This is a genomic window from Sphingomonas sp. S-NIH.Pt3_0716 (assembly GCF_003950715.1).
GTDB lineage: Bacteria > Pseudomonadota > Alphaproteobacteria > Sphingomonadales > Sphingomonadaceae > Sphingobium > Sphingobium yanoikuyae_A.
Genome location: NZ_QLJK01000011.1, coordinates 119359 through 139538 on the forward strand (window position 1 = coordinate 119359; position 20180 = coordinate 139538).

Annotated in this window: 19 protein-coding genes, 1 tRNA gene and 2 pseudogenes; 12 read left to right on the forward strand and 10 right to left on the reverse strand. The window is 66.7% G+C overall.

Annotated features, from left to right (window positions below; genetic code table 11):
- The first annotated feature begins 39 nt into the window (after positions 1 to 39).
- Positions 40 to 732: a uracil-DNA glycosylase gene (gene ung, locus BRX37_RS11150; protein ID WP_063976149.1), complete on the forward strand. Its 693-nt coding sequence runs from the start codon at positions 40 to 42 to the stop codon at positions 730 to 732.
- Positions 729 to 1790: a D-alanine--D-alanine ligase family protein gene (locus tag BRX37_RS11155; RefSeq protein WP_125986977.1), complete on the forward strand. Its 1062-nt coding sequence runs from the start codon at positions 729 to 731 to the stop codon at positions 1788 to 1790. The genes ung and BRX37_RS11155 overlap by 4 nt, the downstream gene beginning before the upstream one ends.
- Positions 1791 to 1880: 90 nt before the next feature.
- On the opposite strand, the gene rpoZ is transcribed toward BRX37_RS11155, so the two are convergent.
- Positions 1881 to 2225, reverse strand: a complete 345-nt coding sequence (gene rpoZ / locus BRX37_RS11160; protein WP_004208279.1) for a DNA-directed RNA polymerase subunit omega — start codon at positions 2223 to 2225, stop codon at positions 1881 to 1883.
- A gap of 87 nt (positions 2226 to 2312) precedes the next feature.
- Here rpoZ and BRX37_RS11165 point away from each other — a divergent pair, with 87 nt between their 5' ends.
- Positions 2313 to 3542 carry a phospholipase D-like domain-containing protein gene (locus BRX37_RS11165; protein ID WP_125986979.1) on the forward strand — a complete coding sequence of 410 codons (1230 nt, stop codon included), beginning with the start codon at positions 2313 to 2315 and terminating at the stop codon, positions 3540 to 3542.
- Here the strand turns inward: BRX37_RS11165 and BRX37_RS11170 are convergent.
- Positions 3502 to 5553, reverse strand: a complete 2052-nt coding sequence (locus BRX37_RS11170; protein WP_125986981.1) for an FUSC family protein — start codon at positions 5551 to 5553, stop codon at positions 3502 to 3504. The two genes, BRX37_RS11165 and BRX37_RS11170, sit on opposite strands and share 41 nt — an antisense overlap.
- Positions 5554 to 5908: 355 nt before the next feature.
- On the opposite strand from BRX37_RS11170, the gene BRX37_RS11175 reads away from it, so the two are divergent.
- Positions 5909 to 7342 (forward strand): M20/M25/M40 family metallo-hydrolase, encoded by a 1434-nt coding sequence (locus tag BRX37_RS11175; protein ID WP_125986983.1) that lies wholly within the window; start codon positions 5909 to 5911, stop codon positions 7340 to 7342.
- 64 nt (positions 7343 to 7406) lie between these two features.
- On the opposite strand, the gene BRX37_RS11180 is transcribed toward BRX37_RS11175, so the two are convergent.
- The 6 genes from BRX37_RS11180 to ald all read right to left on the reverse strand — a co-directional run bounded on the left by BRX37_RS11180 (position 7407) and on the right by ald (position 13110).
- Complete coding sequence (locus BRX37_RS11180; protein ID WP_004208283.1) at positions 7407 to 7799, reverse strand: hypothetical protein; 393 nt, start codon at positions 7797 to 7799, stop codon at positions 7407 to 7409.
- A 175-nt stretch (positions 7800 to 7974) separates the two neighbouring features.
- Positions 7975 to 8538: a hypothetical protein gene (locus BRX37_RS11185; protein WP_097384343.1), complete on the reverse strand. Its 564-nt coding sequence runs from the start codon at positions 8536 to 8538 to the stop codon at positions 7975 to 7977.
- A complete protein-coding gene (locus BRX37_RS11190; protein WP_125986985.1) occupies positions 8531 to 9883 on the reverse strand; it encodes a HAMP domain-containing sensor histidine kinase in 1353 nt (450 codons plus the stop codon). The genes BRX37_RS11185 and BRX37_RS11190 overlap by 8 nt, the downstream gene beginning before the upstream one ends.
- Positions 9876 to 10574 (reverse strand): response regulator transcription factor, encoded by a 699-nt coding sequence (locus BRX37_RS11195; RefSeq protein ID WP_125986987.1) that lies wholly within the window; start codon positions 10572 to 10574, stop codon positions 9876 to 9878. The genes BRX37_RS11190 and BRX37_RS11195 overlap by 8 nt, the downstream gene beginning before the upstream one ends.
- A 230-nt stretch (positions 10575 to 10804) precedes the next feature.
- Positions 10805 to 11635 carry a sulfite exporter TauE/SafE family protein gene (locus tag BRX37_RS11200; protein ID WP_004208288.1) on the reverse strand — a complete coding sequence of 277 codons (831 nt, stop codon included), beginning with the start codon at positions 11633 to 11635 and terminating at the stop codon, positions 10805 to 10807.
- Between the two features lie 359 nt (positions 11636 to 11994).
- Positions 11995 to 13110, reverse strand: coding sequence for an alanine dehydrogenase (gene ald / locus BRX37_RS11205; RefSeq protein WP_125986989.1), 1116 nt, complete (start codon positions 13108 to 13110; stop codon positions 11995 to 11997).
- Between the two features lie 175 nt (positions 13111 to 13285).
- Between ald and BRX37_RS11210 the strand changes: the two genes are divergently transcribed.
- Positions 13286 to 13753, forward strand: a complete 468-nt coding sequence (locus BRX37_RS11210; protein WP_069338080.1) for an Lrp/AsnC family transcriptional regulator — start codon at positions 13286 to 13288, stop codon at positions 13751 to 13753.
- On the opposite strand, the gene BRX37_RS11215 is transcribed toward BRX37_RS11210, so the two are convergent.
- Positions 13750 to 14652, reverse strand: a complete 903-nt coding sequence (locus tag BRX37_RS11215) for a peptidylprolyl isomerase (protein ID WP_125986991.1) — start codon at positions 14650 to 14652, stop codon at positions 13750 to 13752. The two genes, BRX37_RS11210 and BRX37_RS11215, sit on opposite strands and share 4 nt — an antisense overlap.
- 137 nt (positions 14653 to 14789) lie before the next feature.
- Here BRX37_RS11215 and BRX37_RS11220 point away from each other — a divergent pair.
- The 4 genes and pseudogenes from BRX37_RS11220 to BRX37_RS27275 all read left to right on the forward strand — a co-directional run bounded on the left by BRX37_RS11220 (position 14790) and on the right by BRX37_RS27275 (position 15838).
- Positions 14790 to 14880: transfer RNA gene (locus BRX37_RS11220), tRNA-Ser, on the forward strand.
- A 240-nt stretch (positions 14881 to 15120) separates the two neighbouring features.
- Positions 15121 to 15432 (forward strand): Arm DNA-binding domain-containing protein, encoded by a 312-nt coding sequence (locus BRX37_RS27270; RefSeq protein WP_318276670.1) that lies wholly within the window; start codon positions 15121 to 15123, stop codon positions 15430 to 15432.
- Positions 15381 to 15497 (forward strand): annotated as a pseudogene (locus BRX37_RS27615) (phage integrase central domain-containing protein); the annotation flags it as partial. The gene BRX37_RS27270 and the pseudogene BRX37_RS27615, both read left to right, overlap by 52 nt.
- Before the next feature lie 131 nt (positions 15498 to 15628).
- Entirely contained in the window at positions 15629 to 15838 is a 210-nt protein-coding gene (locus BRX37_RS27275; RefSeq protein WP_017498964.1) for a hypothetical protein, read from the forward strand.
- 40 nt (positions 15839 to 15878) lie between these two features.
- Here BRX37_RS27275 and BRX37_RS27280 read toward each other — a convergent pair.
- A pseudogene (locus BRX37_RS27280) lies at positions 15879 to 16031 on the reverse strand (winged helix-turn-helix domain-containing protein); the annotation flags it as partial.
- A gap of 277 nt (positions 16032 to 16308) precedes the next feature.
- On the opposite strand from BRX37_RS27280, the gene BRX37_RS11235 reads away from it, so the two are divergent.
- Genes BRX37_RS11235 through BRX37_RS11245 form a run of 3 tightly spaced genes read left to right on the forward strand, consistent with a single transcriptional unit; the run spans position 16309 to position 20176 of the window.
- Positions 16309 to 18876, forward strand: a complete 2568-nt coding sequence (locus tag BRX37_RS11235) for an ATP-binding protein (RefSeq protein ID WP_206434154.1) — start codon at positions 16309 to 16311, stop codon at positions 18874 to 18876.
- On the forward strand, positions 18876 to 19448 hold the full coding sequence (locus BRX37_RS11240) for a Pvc16 family protein (RefSeq protein ID WP_063976147.1): 573 nt from the start codon (positions 18876 to 18878) through the stop codon (positions 19446 to 19448). The genes BRX37_RS11235 and BRX37_RS11240 overlap by 1 nt, the downstream gene beginning before the upstream one ends.
- Positions 19445 to 20176 carry a hypothetical protein gene (locus tag BRX37_RS11245; RefSeq protein WP_125986995.1) on the forward strand — a complete coding sequence of 244 codons (732 nt, stop codon included), beginning with the start codon at positions 19445 to 19447 and terminating at the stop codon, positions 20174 to 20176. Before BRX37_RS11240 ends, BRX37_RS11245 begins: the two co-directional genes overlap by 4 nt.
- Positions 20177 to 20180: the final 4 nt, after the last annotated feature.

Here is a 20180-nt window from a genome sequence, read left to right on the forward strand (position 1 = left end):
CGGTTGACGCAGGCATGCCGGGGGTTCATCACGCCGGCCATGAACGACACCATCAAGCTGCACGAAAGCTGGCGCGCGCCGCTGCGCGACCAGTTCGCCAGCCCCCATATGCAGGGCCTGAAACAGTTCATCGAAGCGGAAAAGGCGGCGGGCAAGCGCATCTTCCCCAAGGGGAATGAATATTTCCGGGCGCTGGACCTGACCCCGCTGGACCAGGTGAAGGTGGTGGTGCTGGGGCAAGACCCCTATCATGGCGAAGGCCAGGCGCATGGCCTGTGCTTTTCGGTTCAGCCCGGCGTGCGGACGCCGCCCTCGCTGGTCAATATCTACAAGGAGCTGGAAAGCGACCTTGGCCTGCCGCGCGCGCGGCACGGCTTCCTGGAGCATTGGGCGCGGCAGGGCGTGCTGTTGCTCAACAGCGTGCTGACGGTCGAGATGGGCCGCGCAGCGTCGCACCAGGGCAAGGGCTGGGAGACATTCACCGACGCGATCGTCCGGCTGGTGGCGCAGAAGGAGGAGCCGGTCGTGTTCCTGCTGTGGGGCGCCTATGCCCAGCGCAAGGCCGGCTTCGTCGATTCCGGGCGCCATCTGGTGCTGAAGGCCGCCCATCCATCGCCGCTGTCTGCGCATAACGGCTTTCTGGGCTGCCGCCATTTCTCACAGGCCAATGCCTTTCTGGAGGCCAAGGGGCGTGGCGCGATCGACTGGCGCCTGCCGGAGGTGGTGGCATGAGCGGGCCGGCGGTCGCCCTGCTCTACCAGGCGCTGCCGCCGCCGGTGATCGACGGGCTGCGCAAGGATGCCAAGCCCGGCGGCTATTCCGACGGTGGGGCCGATATCGGCTTTGCATTGAAGGGGCTGGGCCGCACGGTGGTAACGCCGGTGCCCGCGCCCGATCCGGCGCAGGCGATGCAATGGGTGTTCCCCGACACGGCGGACGGCATAACAGCCGCGATCGCGGCGGGCGCCGACACGATCTGGGCCAATAGCGTGCTGTTCGAGGGGCATCCGATCGAGGCCGTGATGGGCCAGGTCGCGATCGTCGGCCAGACCCCGGCCGCCACGCAGAAATATGACGACAAGTTCGCCACCAATCGGATGCTGGAACAGGCCGGCTTGCCGGTGGCGCGCGGCTTTTTGCTGGCTGATCGGCCGAGCGAAGGCGTGCATGCGCTGGCCGATGTCGGGCAGGTTCTGGCCGATATGGCCATCCCCTTCCCGCTGATCGTGAAGCCCGTGCGCGGTCGGGGCAGCCAGGGCGTGACGCTGGTGCGCGATGGTGATGCGCTGAACGCCGCGGCCCGCAGCCTGATCGACGAGGGCAAGTTCGGCACGCTGCTGATGGTCGAGGAATTTCTGGACGGCGAGGAAATGACCATCACCGTCCTGCCGCCCACCGCGCCGCGCCCGTCAGGCGAAAGGGGGCTGCGCCCGGTGCTGCGCTTCGACCAGAAGGACGGTGTCGCGCCCTATAATGGCGATGTCGCGGTGACGCAGAACAGCGTCGCGATCAGCCCGGAACGGATGGAGGAAGCCCCGGTGCTGGCGATGCTGGATGCCTGTGTGAAGGCGGCGGAGCTGGTGGAATCGCGCGCGGTGATCCGCATCGACTGCCGCGCGGATGCCAGCGGCCAGTTCAAGCTGTTCGACCTCAACATGAAGCCGAACATGACCGGTGCGGGCCGGCCGGGTCGCGCAGACCAGGATTGCCTGTCGGCGATCGCCGCGCGGGCCGATGGCTGGTCCTATGCCCAGATGCTCGACGCCATGCTTGCGACGGCCTGGAAATAACGCACCAGAATCCGGTGCCCAGAATCATTGAGGCCCGGTCCCGCTTGCGCGGGCCGGACCCCTTCCCTCTCCAAACCGGAAAGTGGAAAATCAGCCGTCGTAATCGCCGCCGATATTCTGGTTGCGCGGCGGCGCCGCAGCGGTCAGGCGCAGGGCCTCCGCCGACTGGGCGATCGAACCGATTTCATCGGGCGTATCGTCGTCGTCAATCTGGACCTTCTGCAGCGACGCAACGACCGAATCATGCAGATCGGCGGGCAGAATGGTTTCCTCGGCGATCTCGCGCAGGGCGACGACCGGATTCTTGTCGCGGTCACGCTCAAGCGTCAGCTCGGCGCCACCGGAAATTTCACGCGCGCGCTGGGCGGCGAGCAGGACGAGATCGAAACGGTTGGTAACCTTGTCGACGCAATCTTCGACGGTGACGCGGGCCAATCGGGCCTCCTGAAAAATCAATAGGGAATCTTGAACTTGGCGCCTAGCAGTGGCGGCCTGTCGAGTCAATGAAAAGCCCATAAAGCCATGGCGCGCCGCGGCAAAGCGGCGCATGAAGGGGCTATGGCGTCGCGACAACAGCAAGCCCCGACCAGCCCGATCAGCGTCACGCTGAACGGCAACCGACTGACCGTCATCGAAGAAGGCGCGGCGCTGCGCGATGCGCTGGTCAGACTGATCGACGGTGCGCGCACGAGCCTGAAACTCTATTATTATATTTTCGCCGATGATGGCAGCGGCCGGTTGATCTGCGAGCGGCTGGTGGCGGCGCGGGCGCGCGGCGTGGCCGTGACGCTGATGATCGACGGTTTCGGATCGTCCGATACGCCCGACAGCCTGTTCGCCCCGCTGATCGCGGCGGGCGGCCATTTCGGCCGGTTCGGGACGCGCCGGTCGACCCGCTACCTGATCCGCAACCATCAGAAGATCGCCCTGGCCGACGACAAAAGGCTGATGATCGGCGGCTTCAATGTCGAGGATGGCTATTTCGGCATTCCGGCCGACGATTGCTGGCGCGACCTGGGGCTGCTGCTGGAAGGGCCGCAGGCCGAGGCGATGGCGCGCTGGTATGGCCAGCTATGGCGCTGGGTCACGAGCAAGGGGCAAAGGTTCCGCGCCCTGCGGGCGATGGTGCGGCACTGGCACCCATCGCTGCACCATGATCCGGCCGATCCGTTCCGCTGGCTGATCGGCGGGCCAACCCGGCGGCTGAGCCCCTGGGCCCAGGTGGTGAAGCATGACATGGACCGGGCGCAGCGGCTGGACATGGTCGAGGCCTATTTCTCGCCCGGTCGGGGCATGATGAAGCGGATCGCCCGCGCTGCCCGGCGCAAGGGCGCGCGCCTGATCCTGCCGGCCCTGTCGGACAATGGCGCGACGATCGCGGCCGCACGGCTGCTCTATGGTCCGCTGCTGCGACGCGGCGTCGAGATATATGAATATCAGCCCTGCAAGCTGCACATGAAGCTGATCGTGATCGACGATGCGGTCTATATCGGATCGGCCAATTTCGACATGCGCAGCCTGTTCCTCAACCTGGAGCTGATGCTGAGGGTGGAGGATGCCGGCTTTGCCGAGGCGATGCGCGGCTTCATCACCCAGCGGACGGGCGAGAGCCGGCAGATTTCGCTGGAAACCTATCGCGCCAGCCGCACCGGCCTGACGCTGATCAAGCAGTGGATCAGCTATCTGCTGGTCGGCGTGCTGGACTATACCGTCACGCGGCGGCTGAATTTTCGCGATCCCGACGCGGACTGAGCGGAGTATCGGGCGCGATGTTGCGGCGCAGGCTGGTGAGCGCCAGCAGCGCCAGCCGCCGATCATCGACCGCGCCGTTCCGGCCGATCGTGGCGAGCGCCGTGTCGATGGCCCGCACCAGCGCCGGATCGGGATCGCCCTGCCCCCTGGCGCCAAGCCGATCGAAATGCTGGCGCACGCGCCCCAGCACGACGTCGAGCAGCCGGTCGTCGCGGGCATGGGCGCGCACCCGGAAGCGGTGGAGATCGTCGAGCGACATGCCCACGCGCGTGTCGCGCAATATATCGAGCAGCGGCGCGGTGGTGTCGCTACCCAGTTCGGCAAGCCGCGGCGTCAGCAGGCCGATACGGTCGAGCATTGTGTTGATCCATTTGACCGTGTCAGGCTGCTGCCGCGGATCGGTGCGCAGGGCAAGATCGCGCCAGCCCGCCCGGAGCAGGCGCAGCGCGGATTGTTCGGCGCCCACGGTGCGGACCATCTTGAGCGCCCAGACCGCGAGCAAGGCGCCCAGCATCTGGGCGATGGCGGCATTGGCGAAACTGTCGAACTGCCCGGTATAATAGCCATCGAGGCCCATCAGGCCGGGCAGCGAGAGGATCATGCCGATCGCCATCGCCGCCAGCCGCCGCCGCACCATCATCCCGCCGACCAGCAGGAAGGCCGGCGCCAGCACCGCGACCAGCACCGGAAAGTCGGACACGCGCGGCAGGATGGCAAAGGCATAGGGCGCGGCCACCAGCACCGCGCAGCAGGTGCCCTGCCACACTTTCCAGGCGGCGGGCGCGGGATCGTCCATATTGCTGAACAGGGCGCAGATGATGCTGGCGATGACGACCGCCCCTGCCCCGGCCGGCCAGGCCGACAGGATCCAGAGCAGGCAGCCGATCAGCACGGTGAGGCTGGTCGCCAGCGCACCACGCAGCGCCAGGCCATAATCGCGGTGCAGGACGCGGCGGCGGGCGTTGCGGATCGCTTCCCGCGCGGGCGGTGACAGGGGAATGCGATCGGCGCCCATCGCCGCCTGCAACTCGCGGCAGATGGCATGGACGGCGACCAGTTCGGCCAGCCGGTCGAGCATGCTCAGTTGCAGCGCCGCATGCCAGGCGAAGGGCAAGCGGCAATCGGGTTCGCAGGCGCGAGCGCGGGCGCGCAGTGCTTCGGCCGCCCCGCCCTCCCCGTCCGGCGCGCCCAGCCAGGCGACGACATCGTCCAGCAGGACATGGACGGCCGGCGGCAAGGCATCGGCCCGCTGCAACTGGCGACAGCGATCCTCGACCGCGCTGGCCAGCGGCAGCAGCAGGCAAAGCTGCGTCTCCAGCGCGCGCAGCACCCCGGCCTTCAGCCGCAGCGCGCTGCTTTCGAACGGCAAATGGGTGGCAAGCTGGTGCAGTTCGTGGATGTCGGTCGCCAATTGCCGGCGATCGCGGGTCACGACTGCATCGCGCTGGTCGACCCGCAGGGAATCGCGCGACCAGCGTTCGGCGTCGATCATGATCGCGTCGATCCGCGCCTGGAGCCGAGCCGACACGGTGCGCGGGAAGACGAGGCTGTGGACCAGCGTGGCCGAGGCGATGCCGATGCCGATTTCCTGTGCGCGCAGGCTGGCGGCGGTGAAGATCGTCGCCTGCGCCTCGACCGCCGGGAAGGCGACGATGCCGGCGGTATAGCCCGCCAGCAGGAAGGTATAGGCGCGCGGGGTCCGGTCGAGCAGCGCGACGAAGGTGCAGAGCCCGAGCCACAGCGCCAGCGCGAGCGAGAGAAGTTCGGGGGCATTGCCGAGCAACGGCACCAGCAGGATCGCCACGCCCGCGCCGATGACGGTGCCGAGCAGGCGGAACATTGCCTTCGACGACACCGCGCCGGCGAGCGGCTGGGCAACGATATAGGCGGTGATGATCGCCCAATAGGGCCGGTCCAGCCCGATCCGCAGCGCGATATAATAGGCCAGCATCGCCGCGAGAAAGGCCTTGAGCGTGAACAGCGCGTCATGGCCGCCGTAGCGATCGGCCATCCAGCGCGCTTGAGGCAAGGCAGGCGTCACGCGGCACATCCAGCATCATCGGGCGGGGCCAGGCAGGGCGGCGACGCCGGTCGGGAGAATGAAAGCCGGACGCGTCGGCTCGCCACGCCGGATCGGGCGCGCATTGCTGGAGCTTCAGGCAAACCCTCTATGCGCCTGTCCATGTGACGAAACAATATGAGCCCAAGGCACAGCCATTGTGCATGATATGCACAACCTAACAGGGCCAGCAGGCATCAATCATCCCCTTGCCGCCGCCCCCGGCTTTCTGCACAGTCGCGCCGCCCAGCCGGGCCAGGGAGACGCATTTCCAAGCGTCGCACAATCAGAACAAGGACATCGCCCCATGCCATCCCGTCGCTTAGTTGCCGCCTTGCCCGCCGCCGCGCTGCTGGCCGCCAGCCTCAGCCCGCTGCACGCCGCTACCGCGGCCGATACGCAGGCCCGCGCCGGCGAGGCCGCCTTCCGCACCCTCTACAAGGAACTGGTGGAGACCGATTCGAGCTGGCCCAATGGCAGCTGCACCGTGGCCGCCGAACAGATTGCGACGCGGCTGAAGGCGGCCGGCTATGCCGATGGCGATATCGCTGTCGTGGTCGATCCCGCTCATCCCAAGGAAGGCAATCTGACCGCCGTGCTGCGCGGTTCCGATGCCAAGCTGCCCGCGCTGCTGCTGCTCGCCCATATCGACGTGGTCGCGGCCAAGCGCGCCGACTGGACCCGCGATCCCTTCACCCTGATCGAGGAAGGCGGCTATTTCTATGGCCGGGGCACGTCGGACGACAAGGCGATGGCGGCGAGCTTCGCCGACGCCATGATCCGCTTCAAGCAGGAAGGCTATAAGCCCAAGCGCACGATCAAGATGGCGCTGACCTGTGGCGAAGAGACGGAGAAGGCGCTCAACGGCGTCGAATATCTGCTGAAGAACAAGCCCGACGCGATGGCGGCCGGATGGGCGCTCAACGAAGGCGGCGGCGGGTCGCTGGACGAAAATGGCAAGCCGGTCAGCCATGGCGTGCAGGCGGGCGAGAAGGTCTATCAGGACTTCACCTTCACCGCGACCGCGCCGGGTGGTCATAGTTCGCGCCAGGAACCGCATTTCAATGCGATCGGCTGGATGGCGCAAGCGCTGGCCAATGTGAACGCCTATGATTTCCCGGTGAACCTGACCCCGGCGGCCAAGGCCTATTTCGGCGCGTCGGCGCCGCTCTATCCCAAGCTGTCGCAGCCGATGGCGGCGGTCGGCGCGGGCCAGGCGACCGAAGCGGACTATGCCGCGATCTCGGCCGCCAATCCGAGCTGGAACGCGACCCTGCGCACCACCTGCATTCCGACGCTGATCAATGGCGGCCATGCCCCCAATGCCCAGCCCCAGTCAGTGACCGCGAACGTCAATTGCCGCATCATTCCGGGCGAGGATGTCGAGGCCGTGCGCGCGAAGCTGGCGCAGGTCGGCGGCGACGAGAAGGTCAAGGTGACGCTGGCCGATCCGCCGCAGCCCAAATCGTCGGCGCCGCAGCTGACGCCGCAGATCATGGCGCCGATCGAGGCGCTGACCAAGGAGATGTGGCCGGGCGTGCCGGTGATCCCGCGGCTCGCCACCGGGGCGACCGACGGGCGCTTCACCAATGCGGCGGGCATCCCCACCTATGGCGTGTCGGGCATGTTCGCCGACCCCGATGGCCAGGGGGTCCATGGCCTCAATGAGCGCATCCGGGTGAAGTCGCTGCTCGACGGCCGCGCCTTCCTCTATCGCCTGACCAAGGCCTATACCCAGTAATGCGAAAAGGGCTGGCCCGGATGACCGGACCAGCCCTTTTTATATTCGAGTCAGCGCGCGCGGATCAGCGGCCGCTGCTGCCCAGCACCCGGACTTCGCCGACCGGATAGCCCTTCTCGGCCATTTCCTTGGCATAGTCGCCACGGGCATCGGCCAGTTCGGTGCGATATTCCTCCCAGGCGTCGCGATTATCCTCCGCATCGCTGGAATGGCGCAGATCCTTGGTCAGTTCCTTGCGCGCCTCGGCCAGGTCGGTCTGGTAATTGAACCAGTAATTATTCTCTACGCCGGCGATCGGCGCTTCATAGACAAGCTGGTCCTCGACCGACGCCAGCTGTTCCTCATAGCTCACCGGGCCTTCCCCCGGAGCCGGGCCACGCGCCTGGGGCTGGGCCATGGCGGCGATCGGGGTCATGCCGACCATGGCGATGGCGGTCAGAAGCATCGAACGGTTCATGACGTTTCTCCTCTTTCCTCATCGAACCTGCGGCAATAACGCACCGGGACCGGCATTTTGCGCCTGAACGGATGTGCAGAATGGACGAAGCGAGGCGCGGCGGCGGTGGGCCGCAGCGCCCAAAAGGGCCTAATATCGGGCTTTTCCGCCCTGTTTTCAGGTGATTGGGATCAGATCAGCGGATCACCAGATAGAAGGTCGCCGGCGCGCTGCCGCCATTTTCTATCTCGATCGCATAGCGTTCGGTGAACAGCGGCAGCCAGGCGCAATCGGCCTGCGGCGCGGCCACCGGCTTGGCGCAGAGCGTGCCGCCATCGGCATTGCGCACCCGGACCGACAGGGATGCGGCGATGCCGGTGGCGCGTGCCACCGAAATCTGCGCGCGCTGGCCGGCAAGGAACAGCTGGCGCAGCGTCACCCGCCCGCCCGCCGCCAGAGACCCGCGGCGATAGGCGGGGCCGAGCGCGCGGCCGCGATAGACCGGCCCGGCATGGACGGCACCGCCGGCCTGCGCCTGCTGCGACCAGAGGGTGGACAGGTCATCCTGCCCCTCGGCCGGGCGCGCGCCGAGCAGCTTGAGAGTGTCGGCCGCCGCCGCGAGTGCGGCTTGATCGCCCCTCGCCTGCGCCAGATCACCCTCCGCCAGGGTGCGCATCAGCGCATCGGTCGGCATCGGCTCCTCGACCACCGCGACCGGGCCGACGCCCAGCATCAGCAGGGGCAGGAAGAGCCTAATCATCCGCCATCTCCGGCTGCACCACGAAGCGGGCGCCGGGCGCGGCATCCTCGACATGGATGGTCAGGCCATGGCGTTCGGCGATCGCGCGGGCGAGCGCCAGCCCCAGACCATGGCCGCTGCCGGGCGACGGATCGAGCCGGACATAGCGGTCGAAGACCAGTTCGCGCGCGTCGGCCGGGATGCCCCGGCCATTATCCTGGACAATGATCAGCGGCCCTGGCGCCAGGCTGAGCAGCACGCTGCCGCCGCGCGGCACATATTTGAACGCATTATCGAGCAGGTTGGACAAGAGCCGGGTGATCTGCATCGGATCGGCGCGGAAGGATATGCCCGGCGCCACCATCGCGTTGAAGGCGATGCCCAGATCCTCCGCACTGGCGCCATACAGGTCCGCCAGATTGTCGGCAATCTCGCTGAGATCGACATCGGCGAGACCCCGGCGATCGCCGCGCAGCGCCTGGGTGCCGGCAATGTCGAGCAGGGAATCGAGCAATCGCACGACACTGCGTATCTCGTCGCGCGACCGGCCGAGGGTACGCAACAGCCCCTCATCATCGGTCCGTTCCATCGCTTTCAGGATACGCGTGTCGAGATGCATCAGCGGGGTGCGGATCTCGTGCGCGGTCTGATCCGACACGGAGCGCTGGGCCTCCATCAGCCGCTGCACCTGATCCAGCATCGCATTGGTGTTGGCGGCCAGTTCGGCCAGTTCATCGCTCGCCCCGGTGGCGCGTGCGCGCACACCGATATCGCCGGCACGCACCGCGTCGAAGACATGGTTGATCCGTTCGACCCGGCGGCGCAGGCGGCGCGCGGCGAAATGGCCGGCGGCAAGGCTGAGCAGGGCAACGATGGCGCCGGCAATGGCAAAGGCGATGGCGAGCCGGGTCTGCAGCGCCCGCGCGCGAACATTGCTGCGCCCCACGATCAGCCGGGTATCGGGGCCAAGCAGCGTCGCCCGCGCGAACATGCGGTCGCCGCCGGGCAGGCGGATCAGCCGCGCTTCGGATACTTCGGACGCCAGGGCGGGCCAGTGATCGATATTGCCCGCCACCCGGCGCCCGGCCGCATCGGCGAGCAGATAATAGGCCTTTTCGCTGTCGCCGCGCTCCATCGCCAGCCGATCGGCGATCCGCGCCCTCAGTTCCGCCTCGCCGCTGCTGACATAGATGTCCGCCAGGCCCGCCAGATCGGTATCGACCTCTCGCCCCAGCATCACGCGCCCGTCAGTCTCGACGATCCGTTCGACCACCAGGAACAGCACCAGCGTGGACGCCAGGCTGACCAGCAGGGCCGACAGCGTGACCCGGCCAAAGACCGAGCGCAGCAGGCCGAACCTAGCCATGGGCGGCGATCAACCGATAGCCGGTGCCCCAGACCGTCTCCAGCACGGCGCTATCGAACCCTTCCTCCAGCTTGCGGCGCAGGCGGCCGACATTGACGTCGACGACATTGGTCTGGGGATCGAAGCTGAGTTTCCACACATGGCGCAGCAGCATCTCGCGCGTGACCACTTCGCCGGCATGTTCCATGAGGTAGCGGAACAGCGCAAATTCCTTGGGCGACAGCGGCACATGGCGGCCCGCGCGATGGGCCGTGCGCGCCTTTACATGGCATTCCAGGTCGCCGAACAGCAGCACCGAATCCTGCTGCAACCGCCCCGCCCGGCGCCACAAAGCGCGCACGCGGGCGATCAGTTCGTCCGGCTCGAAGGGCTTGGCCATATAGTCATCGACGACGCTTTCCAGCCCCTCGACGCGATGCTCGCTGCGGCCGAGCGCGGACAGCATCAGCACCGGCGCCTCGATCCCGGCGACGCGCATGCGCGTCACCACGTCGATGCCCGAAAGATGCGGCAGGGTGCGATCGAGGATGATGACATGATAGCGGCCCGATGCGGCGCGCTTGAGCCCTTCGGCGCCATCCTCGGCCAGGTCGACGACCATGCCGGCGCGGACGAGGATTTCGGCAATATTGGCGCGGGCCGCCGGGTCATCTTCCACCAGCAGCACGGAAATCGGGTCGGTTTGCGCCATCTTCACCGCCTGTCAGATAGCGCGAACGGCCGCCAGTGACAAAGCCTGTTAAGGCGGTCACTGGCGGCCGTTAAGAGCCTGTTTGAAAAATCGCGAAAGAGCGATTTTTCGGTACGGTACCAGCCCGCTCCCCCGCCCAACCACCCGATCCAGTGTCATCCTGTCGGGCGGTTGGGCGGGGGAGCGGGCTGGTACCGGCTTTCTCAAACAGCCGGATTATCAGATCATTATCAGATCTTGAGCCCCGCGCGCAGCATCAGCGCACCGATGATCAGCAGATAGACGCCGAAAATCTTCTTCAGCGGCCCGGCGGGCAGGCTGTGGGCGGCGGCCACGCCCAGCGGCGCGGTCAGCATCGACATCGATGCGATCGCTATCGTCGCGGGGATGTTGATATAGCCCAGCGAACCCCAGGGCAGGCCGCCTTCGCGGAAGCCGATGATGGCAAAGCCGATGGTGGTCGGGATGGCGATCAGCGTGCCGATGCCCGATGCGGTGGCGATGGCGCGGTGGATGGTGCGGCCGCACAGCGTCATCGTCATGATGGCAATGGTGCCGCCGCCGATGCCCAGCAGCGAGGAAAAGGTGCCCAACCCGCCTGCAATGCCGATGCGCGCCAGCCCCGACGGCATCTGGTCGCTGATCACCTTGCCGTTCAGCACCGGGATCAGGAAGTTGAGCGACATCAGGATGACGCCTGCGCCAAAGATCATCTTAAGCGTGCGGCCATCGACATGGCCCGCCAGCACGACGCCCGCGCCACAGCCCAAAATGATCCAGGGCGCCCATGTCTTGAGGACGTCGAACTCCACCGCCCCGCGCTTGGAATGCGCCAGCAGCGATCGGATCGAGGTCAGGATGATCGTCGCAGCCGACGTGCCGATCGCGACATGGGCGATGCCGTCCTTCGTCCCGCCCAGCAGCGGCAGCACGACCAGCAGCGCCGGCACGACGACGAAGCCGCCGCCGATGCCGAAGATGCCGGCGGCAAAGCCGGCGAGCAGACCGGCGGCCAGCATGGCAACCAGCGGCACGAGCCAGGTCATGATATCACCGGACATCAGCACGCCCCTTTCTGCAGTGCGCGACCGGCGCGCATGATGGAGCGATCGCCTTTTTGGATCAAGGCGGCGAATGTGGGGAAATCGACCATGATGTTAAACCATGCCTCTCTTCGGCGGAACCAGGATGCATGGGGGGCATGTGGTCATGTCCCCCTGCCCGACTAGACGAACGAGATCTTGGAACCCGCAAGAGAATCCATGGCGTTTATTTGACAATCGGGAAACAAAGCCGGGCGACGCGACGTCGCGCCAGACGAAAAACGGCGCAAAATAAAAGGACGCCAGCCCCGCAAGGGAGGGCTGGCGTCCTTTTGCCCGGCGCCTGTCGGGGACGCCGGGAAACAGGGGCGGCGCGATCAGGCGATCGCGTCTTCCGCCGGGGTGTAGGGCAGGCCCAGATCGTCGGCGACGGCCTTGTAGGTGACCTTGCCGTCCCAGACATTGAGGCCCGCGAGCAGGTGCGGATCGCGGCGCAGGGCGTTCTTCCAGCCCAGTTCGGCGATGCGCAGCGCATGCGGCAGGGTCACATTGTTGAGCGCATAGGTGCTGGTGCGGGCGACCGCGCCGGGCATGTTGGCGACGCAATAATGGACGATGCCGTCGATGATGTAGGTCGGGTCGGCATGGGTCGTGGCATGGCTGGTTTCGAAGCAGCCGCCCTGGTCGATCGCGACGTCGACCAGCACCGCGCCCTTCTTCATGGTCTTGAGCATGTCGGCGCTGACCAGCTTGGGCGCGGCGGCGCCCGGAATCAGCACCGCACCGATCACCAGATCCGCTTCGGCCACGCATTCGGCCAGGTTCGCGCGGTTCGAGAAACGGGTCTTGGCGCGCGCCTCGAAATACATGCCGAGCTTTTCGAGCACTTCGGGATTGCGGTCGAGAATGGTGACGTCGGCGCCAAGGCCGGCCGCCATCTGCGCCGCGTTGAAGCCGACGACGCCGCCGCCGATCACGACGACCTTGGCCGGCAGCACGCCCGGCACGCCGCCCAGCAGCACGCCGCGGCCGCCATGCGCCTTTTCAAGGGCTGTGGCACCGGCCTGGATCGACATGCGGCCAGCCACCTGGCTCATGGGCTTCAGCAGCGGCAGGCCGCCGCTGGCATCGGTCACGGTTTCATAGGCGATGCAGGTCGCACCTGAGGCGATCAGGTCGCGGGTCTGTTCCGGATCGGGCGCGAGGTGGAGATAGGTGTAGAGGATCTGGCCGGGGCGCAGCATCGCGCGCTCGACAGCCTGGGGCTCCTTCACCTTGACGATCATCTCGACGCGTGCGAACACTTCGGCCGCGGTAGCGATGATGGTGGCGCCGGCCCGTTCATAGAGCGCGTCATGCGCGCCGATGCCCTCACCCGCGCCGGTCTCGACCAGAACCTCATGGCCATGGGCCGTCAGTTCATGGACGCTCTCGGGGGTCAGGCCGACGCGATATTCGTGATTCTTGATTTCCTTGACGGTGCCGACGATCATGAGACGCTCTCCATTTTGCAGCGGGATGGCCCATCCTGAAAGGACAACGCAGCCCCGCCGGTTGTGGCCCCATCATATCGCCAAGCAGGTGGCGATTGTTCCCTGATTTGCGCTTGCGATCGCCCGCATGCAGGACGATATATCGCAAAATCTTATTTCATCGGGATGACATTGCATGGATCGGTTCGACATCGCGTTGCTGGAGGCGCTGCAGAGCGATTCCCGCCGGTCGATGAACGAGCTGGGCGAGCAGATCGGCCTCTCCTCCTCCGCCTGCCATCGCCGCATCCGCGCGCTGGAGGATGCCGGCATGATCGAGGGCTATGCCGCCCGGCTCGATCCGGCGGCGCTGGGCCTGACGCTCCAGGCCTTTGTCGAGATTTCGCTGACCAGCCAGAGCCGCGAGGCGATGGAGCGGTTCGAGACGGCGGTCGCGGGCTTCCCGGAAATATTGGAATGCCATCTGATGGCGGGCCAGGCCGACTATCTGCTGCGGGTCGCCGCCGCCGACCTCAAGGGCTTCGACGCGGTCCATCGCGACTGCCTCGCCCGCCTGCCGGGCGTGTCGGCGATCCGCACCAGCTTCGCCATCCGCCGCATCCGCGACTGGCGCGGCTATCGGCTGCGCGATCTTCCTCTTTAAGGCGCCAATCGCACCGGCACCGGCGCATTGCACAGATCGACGCCACCCGCCGGCCGGTCGTAGAAATCGTCCTTCCGGTTGGCGCGCAGCCGCAGATAGTCGGCGAAGCCGGCCGAGCCGGTATCCATCACCTGGACATGTGGCTGTTCCGCCTGCGGCAGATCGCTTGCGAGGCGCACCGAGACGATCGGCAGCTTGCGCTCGGCATCGGTATAGAAGCCCAGTTCACCACTGCCGCGCGGCAGGCTGGTGAGCGCGGTCATCCCCTCGACGACGCGGCCGACCACGGCGATGTTGCGATCAAGCTGGCGCGGTGCCTGACCGATGACGGTATAGAGTTCCGCCCCCGTGCCGGCGTCGGGCGACATGTTGCGGCCGACGCCGATCATGCCATAGCAGTGCGGCAGCCAGGCGGCGTCCCCATCGATCGCCACCGGCCAGCCATCGATGAAGCCGGTCGCGCGCGCATAGGGATCGGGATAGGGCAGCGGCGTCAGCTTCGCCTTCATGCCCCCAAGCGGCTGGACATAGTCGGCCGGACTGGTCGGCGCGAGGCCGGCGGGCAGCGGCTTCTTCTCGGTCGCGTCGCCCCATTGGACGACATAATTGTCCTGCACCCGATTGATGCTGGTGCCATCCCACCAATGGGCGGCGGCGAGCGCGCGGATATTGGCGACATGGCGCGGACCGAATTGCGGCGCCAGCTGGATCAGCACGCGCTTGCCCCCCTTGATCGTCATCACCAGCAGATCCTGCGCCGGGACGGCACGCCAGGCACTGGCCGGCGCCTGCGCCACGACCGCGCTGGGCGTGGCCGGCGGATCGGCCGCATCGGCAGCGGCAAGGGGCAGGATGGCGATGAAGGGCGCAAGCAGCGCGGCACGGCGGCGAAGGGTCATGACGCGATCAAACAATTGCTGCGCAAGAAAGTAAAGCACCCCTTGCCTAGTGCGTTGTCGCGCGATAGGGAGCCGCCTCCAGTGCGATGGAATATGAACCCGATTCACGCCGCTTACAGCGACGATGGGGTTCCTGCGGAGCGGTGGCCGAGTGGTCGAAGGCGCTCGCCTGGAAAGTGAGTATACGTCAAAAGCGTATCGAGGGTTCGAATCCCTCCCGCTCCGCCATCATCCTGTTATTTCACATCCGTTTCGAATCAGAAAAGCCCAGCTTTTCTGCGGCTTTCAGCGTGCTTCGCATCCACGTTCATCCCTGCCAGTCCACCGGTGACCGATTGGAAATGTGGGAGATTTGGTGGCATGGGAAAACTTTCCGCAACCGCTGTGAAAGCAGCAACATGACCTGGGCGGCTTAGCGATGGCGATGGCCTGTTCCTCTTCATCAAACCCGGCGGTGGGAAAAGCTGGATGTGCCGGGCGCAGAAGGATGGGAATCGAGGCGATTTTGGTTTGGGGAGCGCGTCGAAAGTCTCGCTGGCAACCGCTCGGGAGCGGGCGCGAGAAATCCGAACCTGGGTGGAGCTAGGGCTGGATCCAATCTTCGAGCGGCGCAAGGCACAGGACATCCCCACATTTCGCCAGGCGGCTGCCAAGGTGATCGCGGCCCACAGCAAGACAGGCGGAACCAGAAGCACGAGAAACAGTGGCTCCAGACGCTCGAGGCCTATGTGTTCCCGCACATCGGCCATGTGCGGGCCAATGAGATTACAGGGCCCATGATCCGCAACGCGCTGGCGGATATCAGGCTCGCCAAGCCCGAGACGGCGCGACGGGTCCGGCAACGCATCGGCACTGTTCTCCATTGGACATATGCGTCGGACTATCGCCAGACTGAAGCACCCATGCGCGCGATCATCAAGGGGCTGCCGCGACAACCCAAGCAAGAAGGGCATTTCGCAGCCATGCCTTTACCGGCATGGGCCAGGATGTTTTCCAGCAGATTGGCGACTGGGTGCTTGAGCGATTGCGCATCGCCCCGCACCTCTACCGCCTGCAGGTCCACTGTCAGACCGCGACCATCATCGTCGAAGGCCGGCCGAGCATCTGGTTGAGGATGGTCGATATCCGGTCGAACTCGCTGCCCGTTCAACGACCGGCATCCGGCGGACATAGTCGCCTTCGATGATCCCCTGCGCCGTGCCGCTACTCAACACCATATAGCCCGATCCCCGGACCGTGCGGATCGCATCCCCACGTCCACCCTCGTTCAACTTGGTGCGCAGTCGGCTCATATGGGTTTCGACCAGCCGGGATTCTCCCGCGACATAGGCCTCGCGCCACCAGGGACCGATAGAGATAGCGCCGCCCCTCCACCTCATGGGCGAACGCCCTTGTTAACGAGCCGGGCGAGCAGCGTCTTGACGGTCTGCAAGCTGATCCTCGCAAGGCAGTGGACAGACCTTTTCTGAACCAAAAGGTCTGTCTTCGATCCATCCCTCAAGCCTACGTCCTGATCCTTTCGATGGAGGCCCAGCCATGCAGGATGGGCCGGAATGGTCTGATCCGTCGTGAGCCATATCGTCTGGGCACCGGAGCGCTACCCTGACAGCCTTGACCAGGGAGGCCGCGCTCTTGGAGACCTGCAACATTCTTCTCGTGAAAGATGGGCCGCAAGATCCGTTCGACGCTATCGGGCAACGACTTGCGCTCGATCCCAATGTCACCCTGGCGAGCGAGGCCCCCGTCAGCGTGGAGCAGGCCGTCGTCATGATCTGGGAGCAGCCCGAGATCGCCGTAATCCTCATCATCGGGCAGGAATCCGCCATTCCGGCGATCGCGTCGGCCATCCGTGCGGCCCGTAGCGACGTTCACATGCTAGCCGTTTCCATCGAGACCGGCATCACCAACCTGTCGATGCGCAATCTCAGTTTCGATCAACTCCGCCGCATCATTCACATGCTGGCCCGCCCCGCGGCTCCCGCGAACGAAGGGCGTGTCCTTCGCTTTCATCTGCGCACCGAACCGAACGATGCCGAACAAGCGGAAGAGGCCGCGCCGGCCGCCTATCACCCGGCCCCACTAGCCGTCGAAGTGGACGGGCGGATCGCGGACCTGATTGATCAGTCGCTCGACTGGGTTGAAGCGGCGACGCGCGTGCTGCTTGATGTCTGGTCGCCCCGGAAGGATGAGGCACCCGGCTTTGTCCCAGGCCTGGAACTGATGGAACGGCTTCTCGAGGGCTTCGTCAGCCTGTTCGGCGAAGCGCCGGAGCGGCCCGAAAAGCTGTTCCGTAAGCTGGTCGCGTCGCTGCGTGCCCCCGAGAACGCTCAAGCGCCGCTCGCTATCCTGTTCCGCAAGATCGATGATGATCAGCAGGCGCTCAAATTCTTGCTGCTCGCAGGCGCGAGCGATTTCGACATTCGCTTCCACCGCCTGTTCGGCACGCTACACGACGATCTCTCGCGGCGTTATCCGTCAGTCGGGCTGGCCTGTGCGATCATCGCCGCGGGCATTCGCAAGACGACGCCTGCGAGCATTCGCGGCGCATTTGCGCTGAACGACCCGCTGCGCCGGCTCGGCATCGTTCCGCGTGCCGGGCCGGCCACTTTGGCGGGCGACATGCCGCTGCGCCTGCCGCCGGCCTTGGCCGACTGGCTAGTAACCGGCGATTCCGATGCCCTGCTGGGCGCTGAGATCCGGCGGCTGTATCGGCCCGCGCCCGAAGACGCCGCTGCTTTGCTCTCTGCCGACCGCAAACGGCGGATCCGTGCGGCCGTGCGCCATGCGCTGATCGGCCGCGATCTGGTATCCGCGATTTTCCTGACCGGATCGTCGCCCGGCTGGACAGTGGTCGAAGCGGCCGCCATCGCCGATAAGCCACTCGTCCTGGCGCCGCCCGCGAGCCCGTTCGCGCCCGAAATACTCGCAGAGACTCTTGCCGAGCTCGCCAGCGCCGCGCGACTGGCGGGATGGACCTTGATCTTCGATCTGGGCGGAAAAAGTCCGGAAAGCGATGCGTTGTGGAGCACGCTGAATGCTACCTGGCCGCAGTTCGCGCAGCCGCCCTATCTCATCGCCGCCAATGCGACCGAGCGGCTCGCTGGCATGGCCGAATCCCACATCGTCTCCGCGGACCTCCCTGTGGTGACGCGTCATGATCGGCAGGAAGTCATCGCCAACGCCTTGTCGAGTCACAATGTCGAAGACGACGCGCTGGCCGAACATATTGCTGACGCCTTCCCCATCGCACTCGATCGCATTCCCCAGGCGATTGCGCTCGCGCAGACGCTGGCGGCTGCCAATGGCCGGCCCAGCAGACCGGAGGCGGATGACTGGCTCGGCGGCTTCCGCCGCATGGCGGGCGCGCGCCTGCCCAGCCTCGCTCGCCGCGTCGAGCCTGCGCCCCGCGTCGCGGGCGCCCCGCCGGCAATCGAGGCGGTCGTCCTGCCCGCCATCCAGCGCGGCCAGCTTCGCGAACTGGTCAGCCATGTTCGCCACACACGCGAAGTGCTGGAGGACTGGGGTTTCGCCGATCTCACCGACGGGCGCGGCGTCGCGGCGCTGTTTTCCGGCGAAAGCGGCACCGGCAAGACCACCGCCGCCCACGCCGTCGCGACCGAACTCGGCGCCGACCTCTACGTCATCGAACTGGCCCAGGTGGTCAGCAAGTATATCGGCGAGACGGAGAAAAATCTCGACCTCATCTTCGGCGATGCGCAGGACGCCGGCGCCGTGCTGCTGTTCGACGAGGCCGACGCCCTGTTCGGCAAGCGCAGCAGCATCACCGACGCGCACGACCGCTACGCCAATATCGAGGTCGCCTATCTCCTCCAGCGCATTCAGCGCTTCACGGGCCTCGCCATCCTCACCAGCAACCATGCGGAATCAATCGACGCCGCCTTCACCCGCCGCCTGCGTTTCAAGGTGGAGTTTCCGCGGCCCTCGGCCGGCGACCGGCTGCTGATCTGGGAACAGTCGATCCCCGTTCCCCTGCGCGCCAAGCCGCTCGCCCTGCGCCCACTCGCCCTCGCCCTCGACGTCACCGGCGGCGTCATTCGCCAGATGGCGCTGCACGCCGCCATGCTCGCCGCCGAGGCGGATCGACTAATCCGCATGGAGGACGTGCTGGCCGGCGCGCGCAGCCAGCTCGTGCGGCTCGGCCGCTTCGCCGATCTCGCCCGCGTCGACGCCGTAGAGGCGGCGTGCGGCAGGGAGGCGGTGTGATGGCGCTCGACCTCGTCACCGCCGCGATCATCGACATGCTGCGGCTGTCGCTCGCCAATCAGCCGGGCGTGCCGCCCAGCGCCTATAAGATCAGCCTCGCCTCACCCAATGAAGGCGCGGCGGACGCCGACCTCGTGCTGTTCCTCTATCTGGTGACGCCCGCCGCCGACCTGCGCAACGCGCAGCGCATCCGCCCCTGGCCCACCGCCAATGACAACCCGGTGCTGCTCGAACCCGCCGTGCCGCTGGAGCTGCATTATCTGCTCACCGTCGGCGCTGGCGCGCCGGCGGGCGCGGACGGCCTTGGCCGTCTGGCCGACGCGGTGCGCGCGATCGAGACGGGATCGCCCCTCGCCGTGCCCGCCGCCTTTCAGGAGGCAGTGTGGCTGTCGCTCCTCCCGCTTAATTCGGACGAGATGGCGCGCATCTGGGGCCTGTTCCCCAATGAAAATTGCCGCTCCTCCATTGCTTTTCGCGCCAGCCCGGTCTGGATTGACCCGCGCGCGCCGGCCCCGTCCGCCGCGCCGGTCACGGACGGCGACATGCGCCACGCCCGGATGGAAAGCGCATGACCGCGCTCTTCCCCCTCGCGCATGCGGACCGCGTCAAGCGGCGCGTGCTGCTCGCGCTGGAACTGGTCGATCCCGTCACCGGCCAGCTGGCCGGCGAGCAGATGACGGTCACGGCGCCGGGCTTCCGGCCGCCCACCATCACGAAACTCGGCCAGTTCGTCTGGATCGATCCGGAGCCACCCGCCAACCGGACCGTGACGATAGAGGCGGTTGCGACGCGCGGCCAGTTCGCCCCCTATAGCGCCACCGTCGCGGTGCCGATGCGCGCGCCGCAGACTCCCGTCCTCGTCCAGCGCGCCACGCTGACGCCCACCGGCCTTTACGAGCCGCCGGCCGGCCGGCTCGGCGTGGCGGGCATGCTGGTGGAGGATGCGGCCGTCGATCCGCCCGTCCCCGTCGCCGACGCCAAGGTGAAGATCATGCTCCAGTCCGCCAGCGACGCCGGCCCGCTCGACGGCGCCTATACCGGCGTCACCGACGTCCGCGGCGGCTTCGTCGCGATGGTCGGATCGCTGGGCGACGACGCGCCGATGCCGCGCGTCCCCACGACCGCCGACCCTCGCGTCGCGGACGGCGCGATCATCGGCTGGATCAGCGTGGAGCGCGCCGGCGCGCCCCGCTTTTCGGCCCTGCTGCCAATGCGCCGCAACCAGCTTTTCCGCGCCCCGACGCCCTTCGGCTGGGCCGCCCTTTCCGCCACCGAGCCAACCCTGCCTCCGGCACCGTGAGGCG

What these genes read in the sequence shown, in the direction of transcription:
- BRX37_RS27275 (WP_017498964.1), top strand. Translation starts at nt 15,629, where the DNA reads ATGGGCCAGGATGTTTTCCAGCAGATTGGCGACTGGGTGCTTGAGCGA.
- BRX37_RS11170 (WP_125986981.1), bottom strand. Translation starts at nt 5,553, where the DNA reads ATGGCCGATCGCTACGGCGGCCATGACGCGCTGTTCACGCTCAAGGCC.
- BRX37_RS11195 (WP_125986987.1), bottom strand. Translation starts at nt 10,574, where the DNA reads ATGGCGCAAACCGACCCGATTTCCGTGCTGCTGGTGGAAGATGACCCG.
- BRX37_RS11210 (WP_069338080.1), top strand. Translation starts at nt 13,286, where the DNA reads ATGGATCGGTTCGACATCGCGTTGCTGGAGGCGCTGCAGAGCGATTCC.
- BRX37_RS11190 (WP_125986985.1), bottom strand. Translation starts at nt 9,883, where the DNA reads ATGGCTAGGTTCGGCCTGCTGCGCTCGGTCTTTGGCCGGGTCACGCTG.
- BRX37_RS27270 (WP_318276670.1), top strand. Translation starts at nt 15,121, where the DNA reads ATGTGCCGGGCGCAGAAGGATGGGAATCGAGGCGATTTTGGTTTGGGG.
- BRX37_RS11165 (WP_125986979.1), top strand. Translation starts at nt 2,313, where the DNA reads ATGGCGCGCCGCGGCAAAGCGGCGCATGAAGGGGCTATGGCGTCGCGA.
- BRX37_RS11180 (WP_004208283.1), bottom strand. Translation starts at nt 7,799, where the DNA reads ATGAACCGTTCGATGCTTCTGACCGCCATCGCCATGGTCGGCATGACC.
- BRX37_RS11175 (WP_125986983.1), top strand. Translation starts at nt 5,909, where the DNA reads ATGCCATCCCGTCGCTTAGTTGCCGCCTTGCCCGCCGCCGCGCTGCTG.
- ung (WP_063976149.1), top strand. Translation starts at nt 40, where the DNA reads ATGAACGACACCATCAAGCTGCACGAAAGCTGGCGCGCGCCGCTGCGC.
- ald (WP_125986989.1), bottom strand. Translation starts at nt 13,110, where the DNA reads ATGATCGTCGGCACCGTCAAGGAAATCAAGAATCACGAATATCGCGTC.
- BRX37_RS11155 (WP_125986977.1), top strand. Translation starts at nt 729, where the DNA reads ATGAGCGGGCCGGCGGTCGCCCTGCTCTACCAGGCGCTGCCGCCGCCG.
- BRX37_RS11215 (WP_125986991.1), bottom strand. Translation starts at nt 14,652, where the DNA reads ATGACCCTTCGCCGCCGTGCCGCGCTGCTTGCGCCCTTCATCGCCATC.
- BRX37_RS11240 (WP_063976147.1), top strand. Translation starts at nt 18,876, where the DNA reads ATGGCGCTCGACCTCGTCACCGCCGCGATCATCGACATGCTGCGGCTG.
- BRX37_RS11200 (WP_004208288.1), bottom strand. Translation starts at nt 11,635, where the DNA reads ATGTCCGGTGATATCATGACCTGGCTCGTGCCGCTGGTTGCCATGCTG.
- BRX37_RS11185 (WP_097384343.1), bottom strand. Translation starts at nt 8,538, where the DNA reads ATGATTAGGCTCTTCCTGCCCCTGCTGATGCTGGGCGTCGGCCCGGTC.
- BRX37_RS11245 (WP_125986995.1), top strand. Translation starts at nt 19,445, where the DNA reads ATGACCGCGCTCTTCCCCCTCGCGCATGCGGACCGCGTCAAGCGGCGC.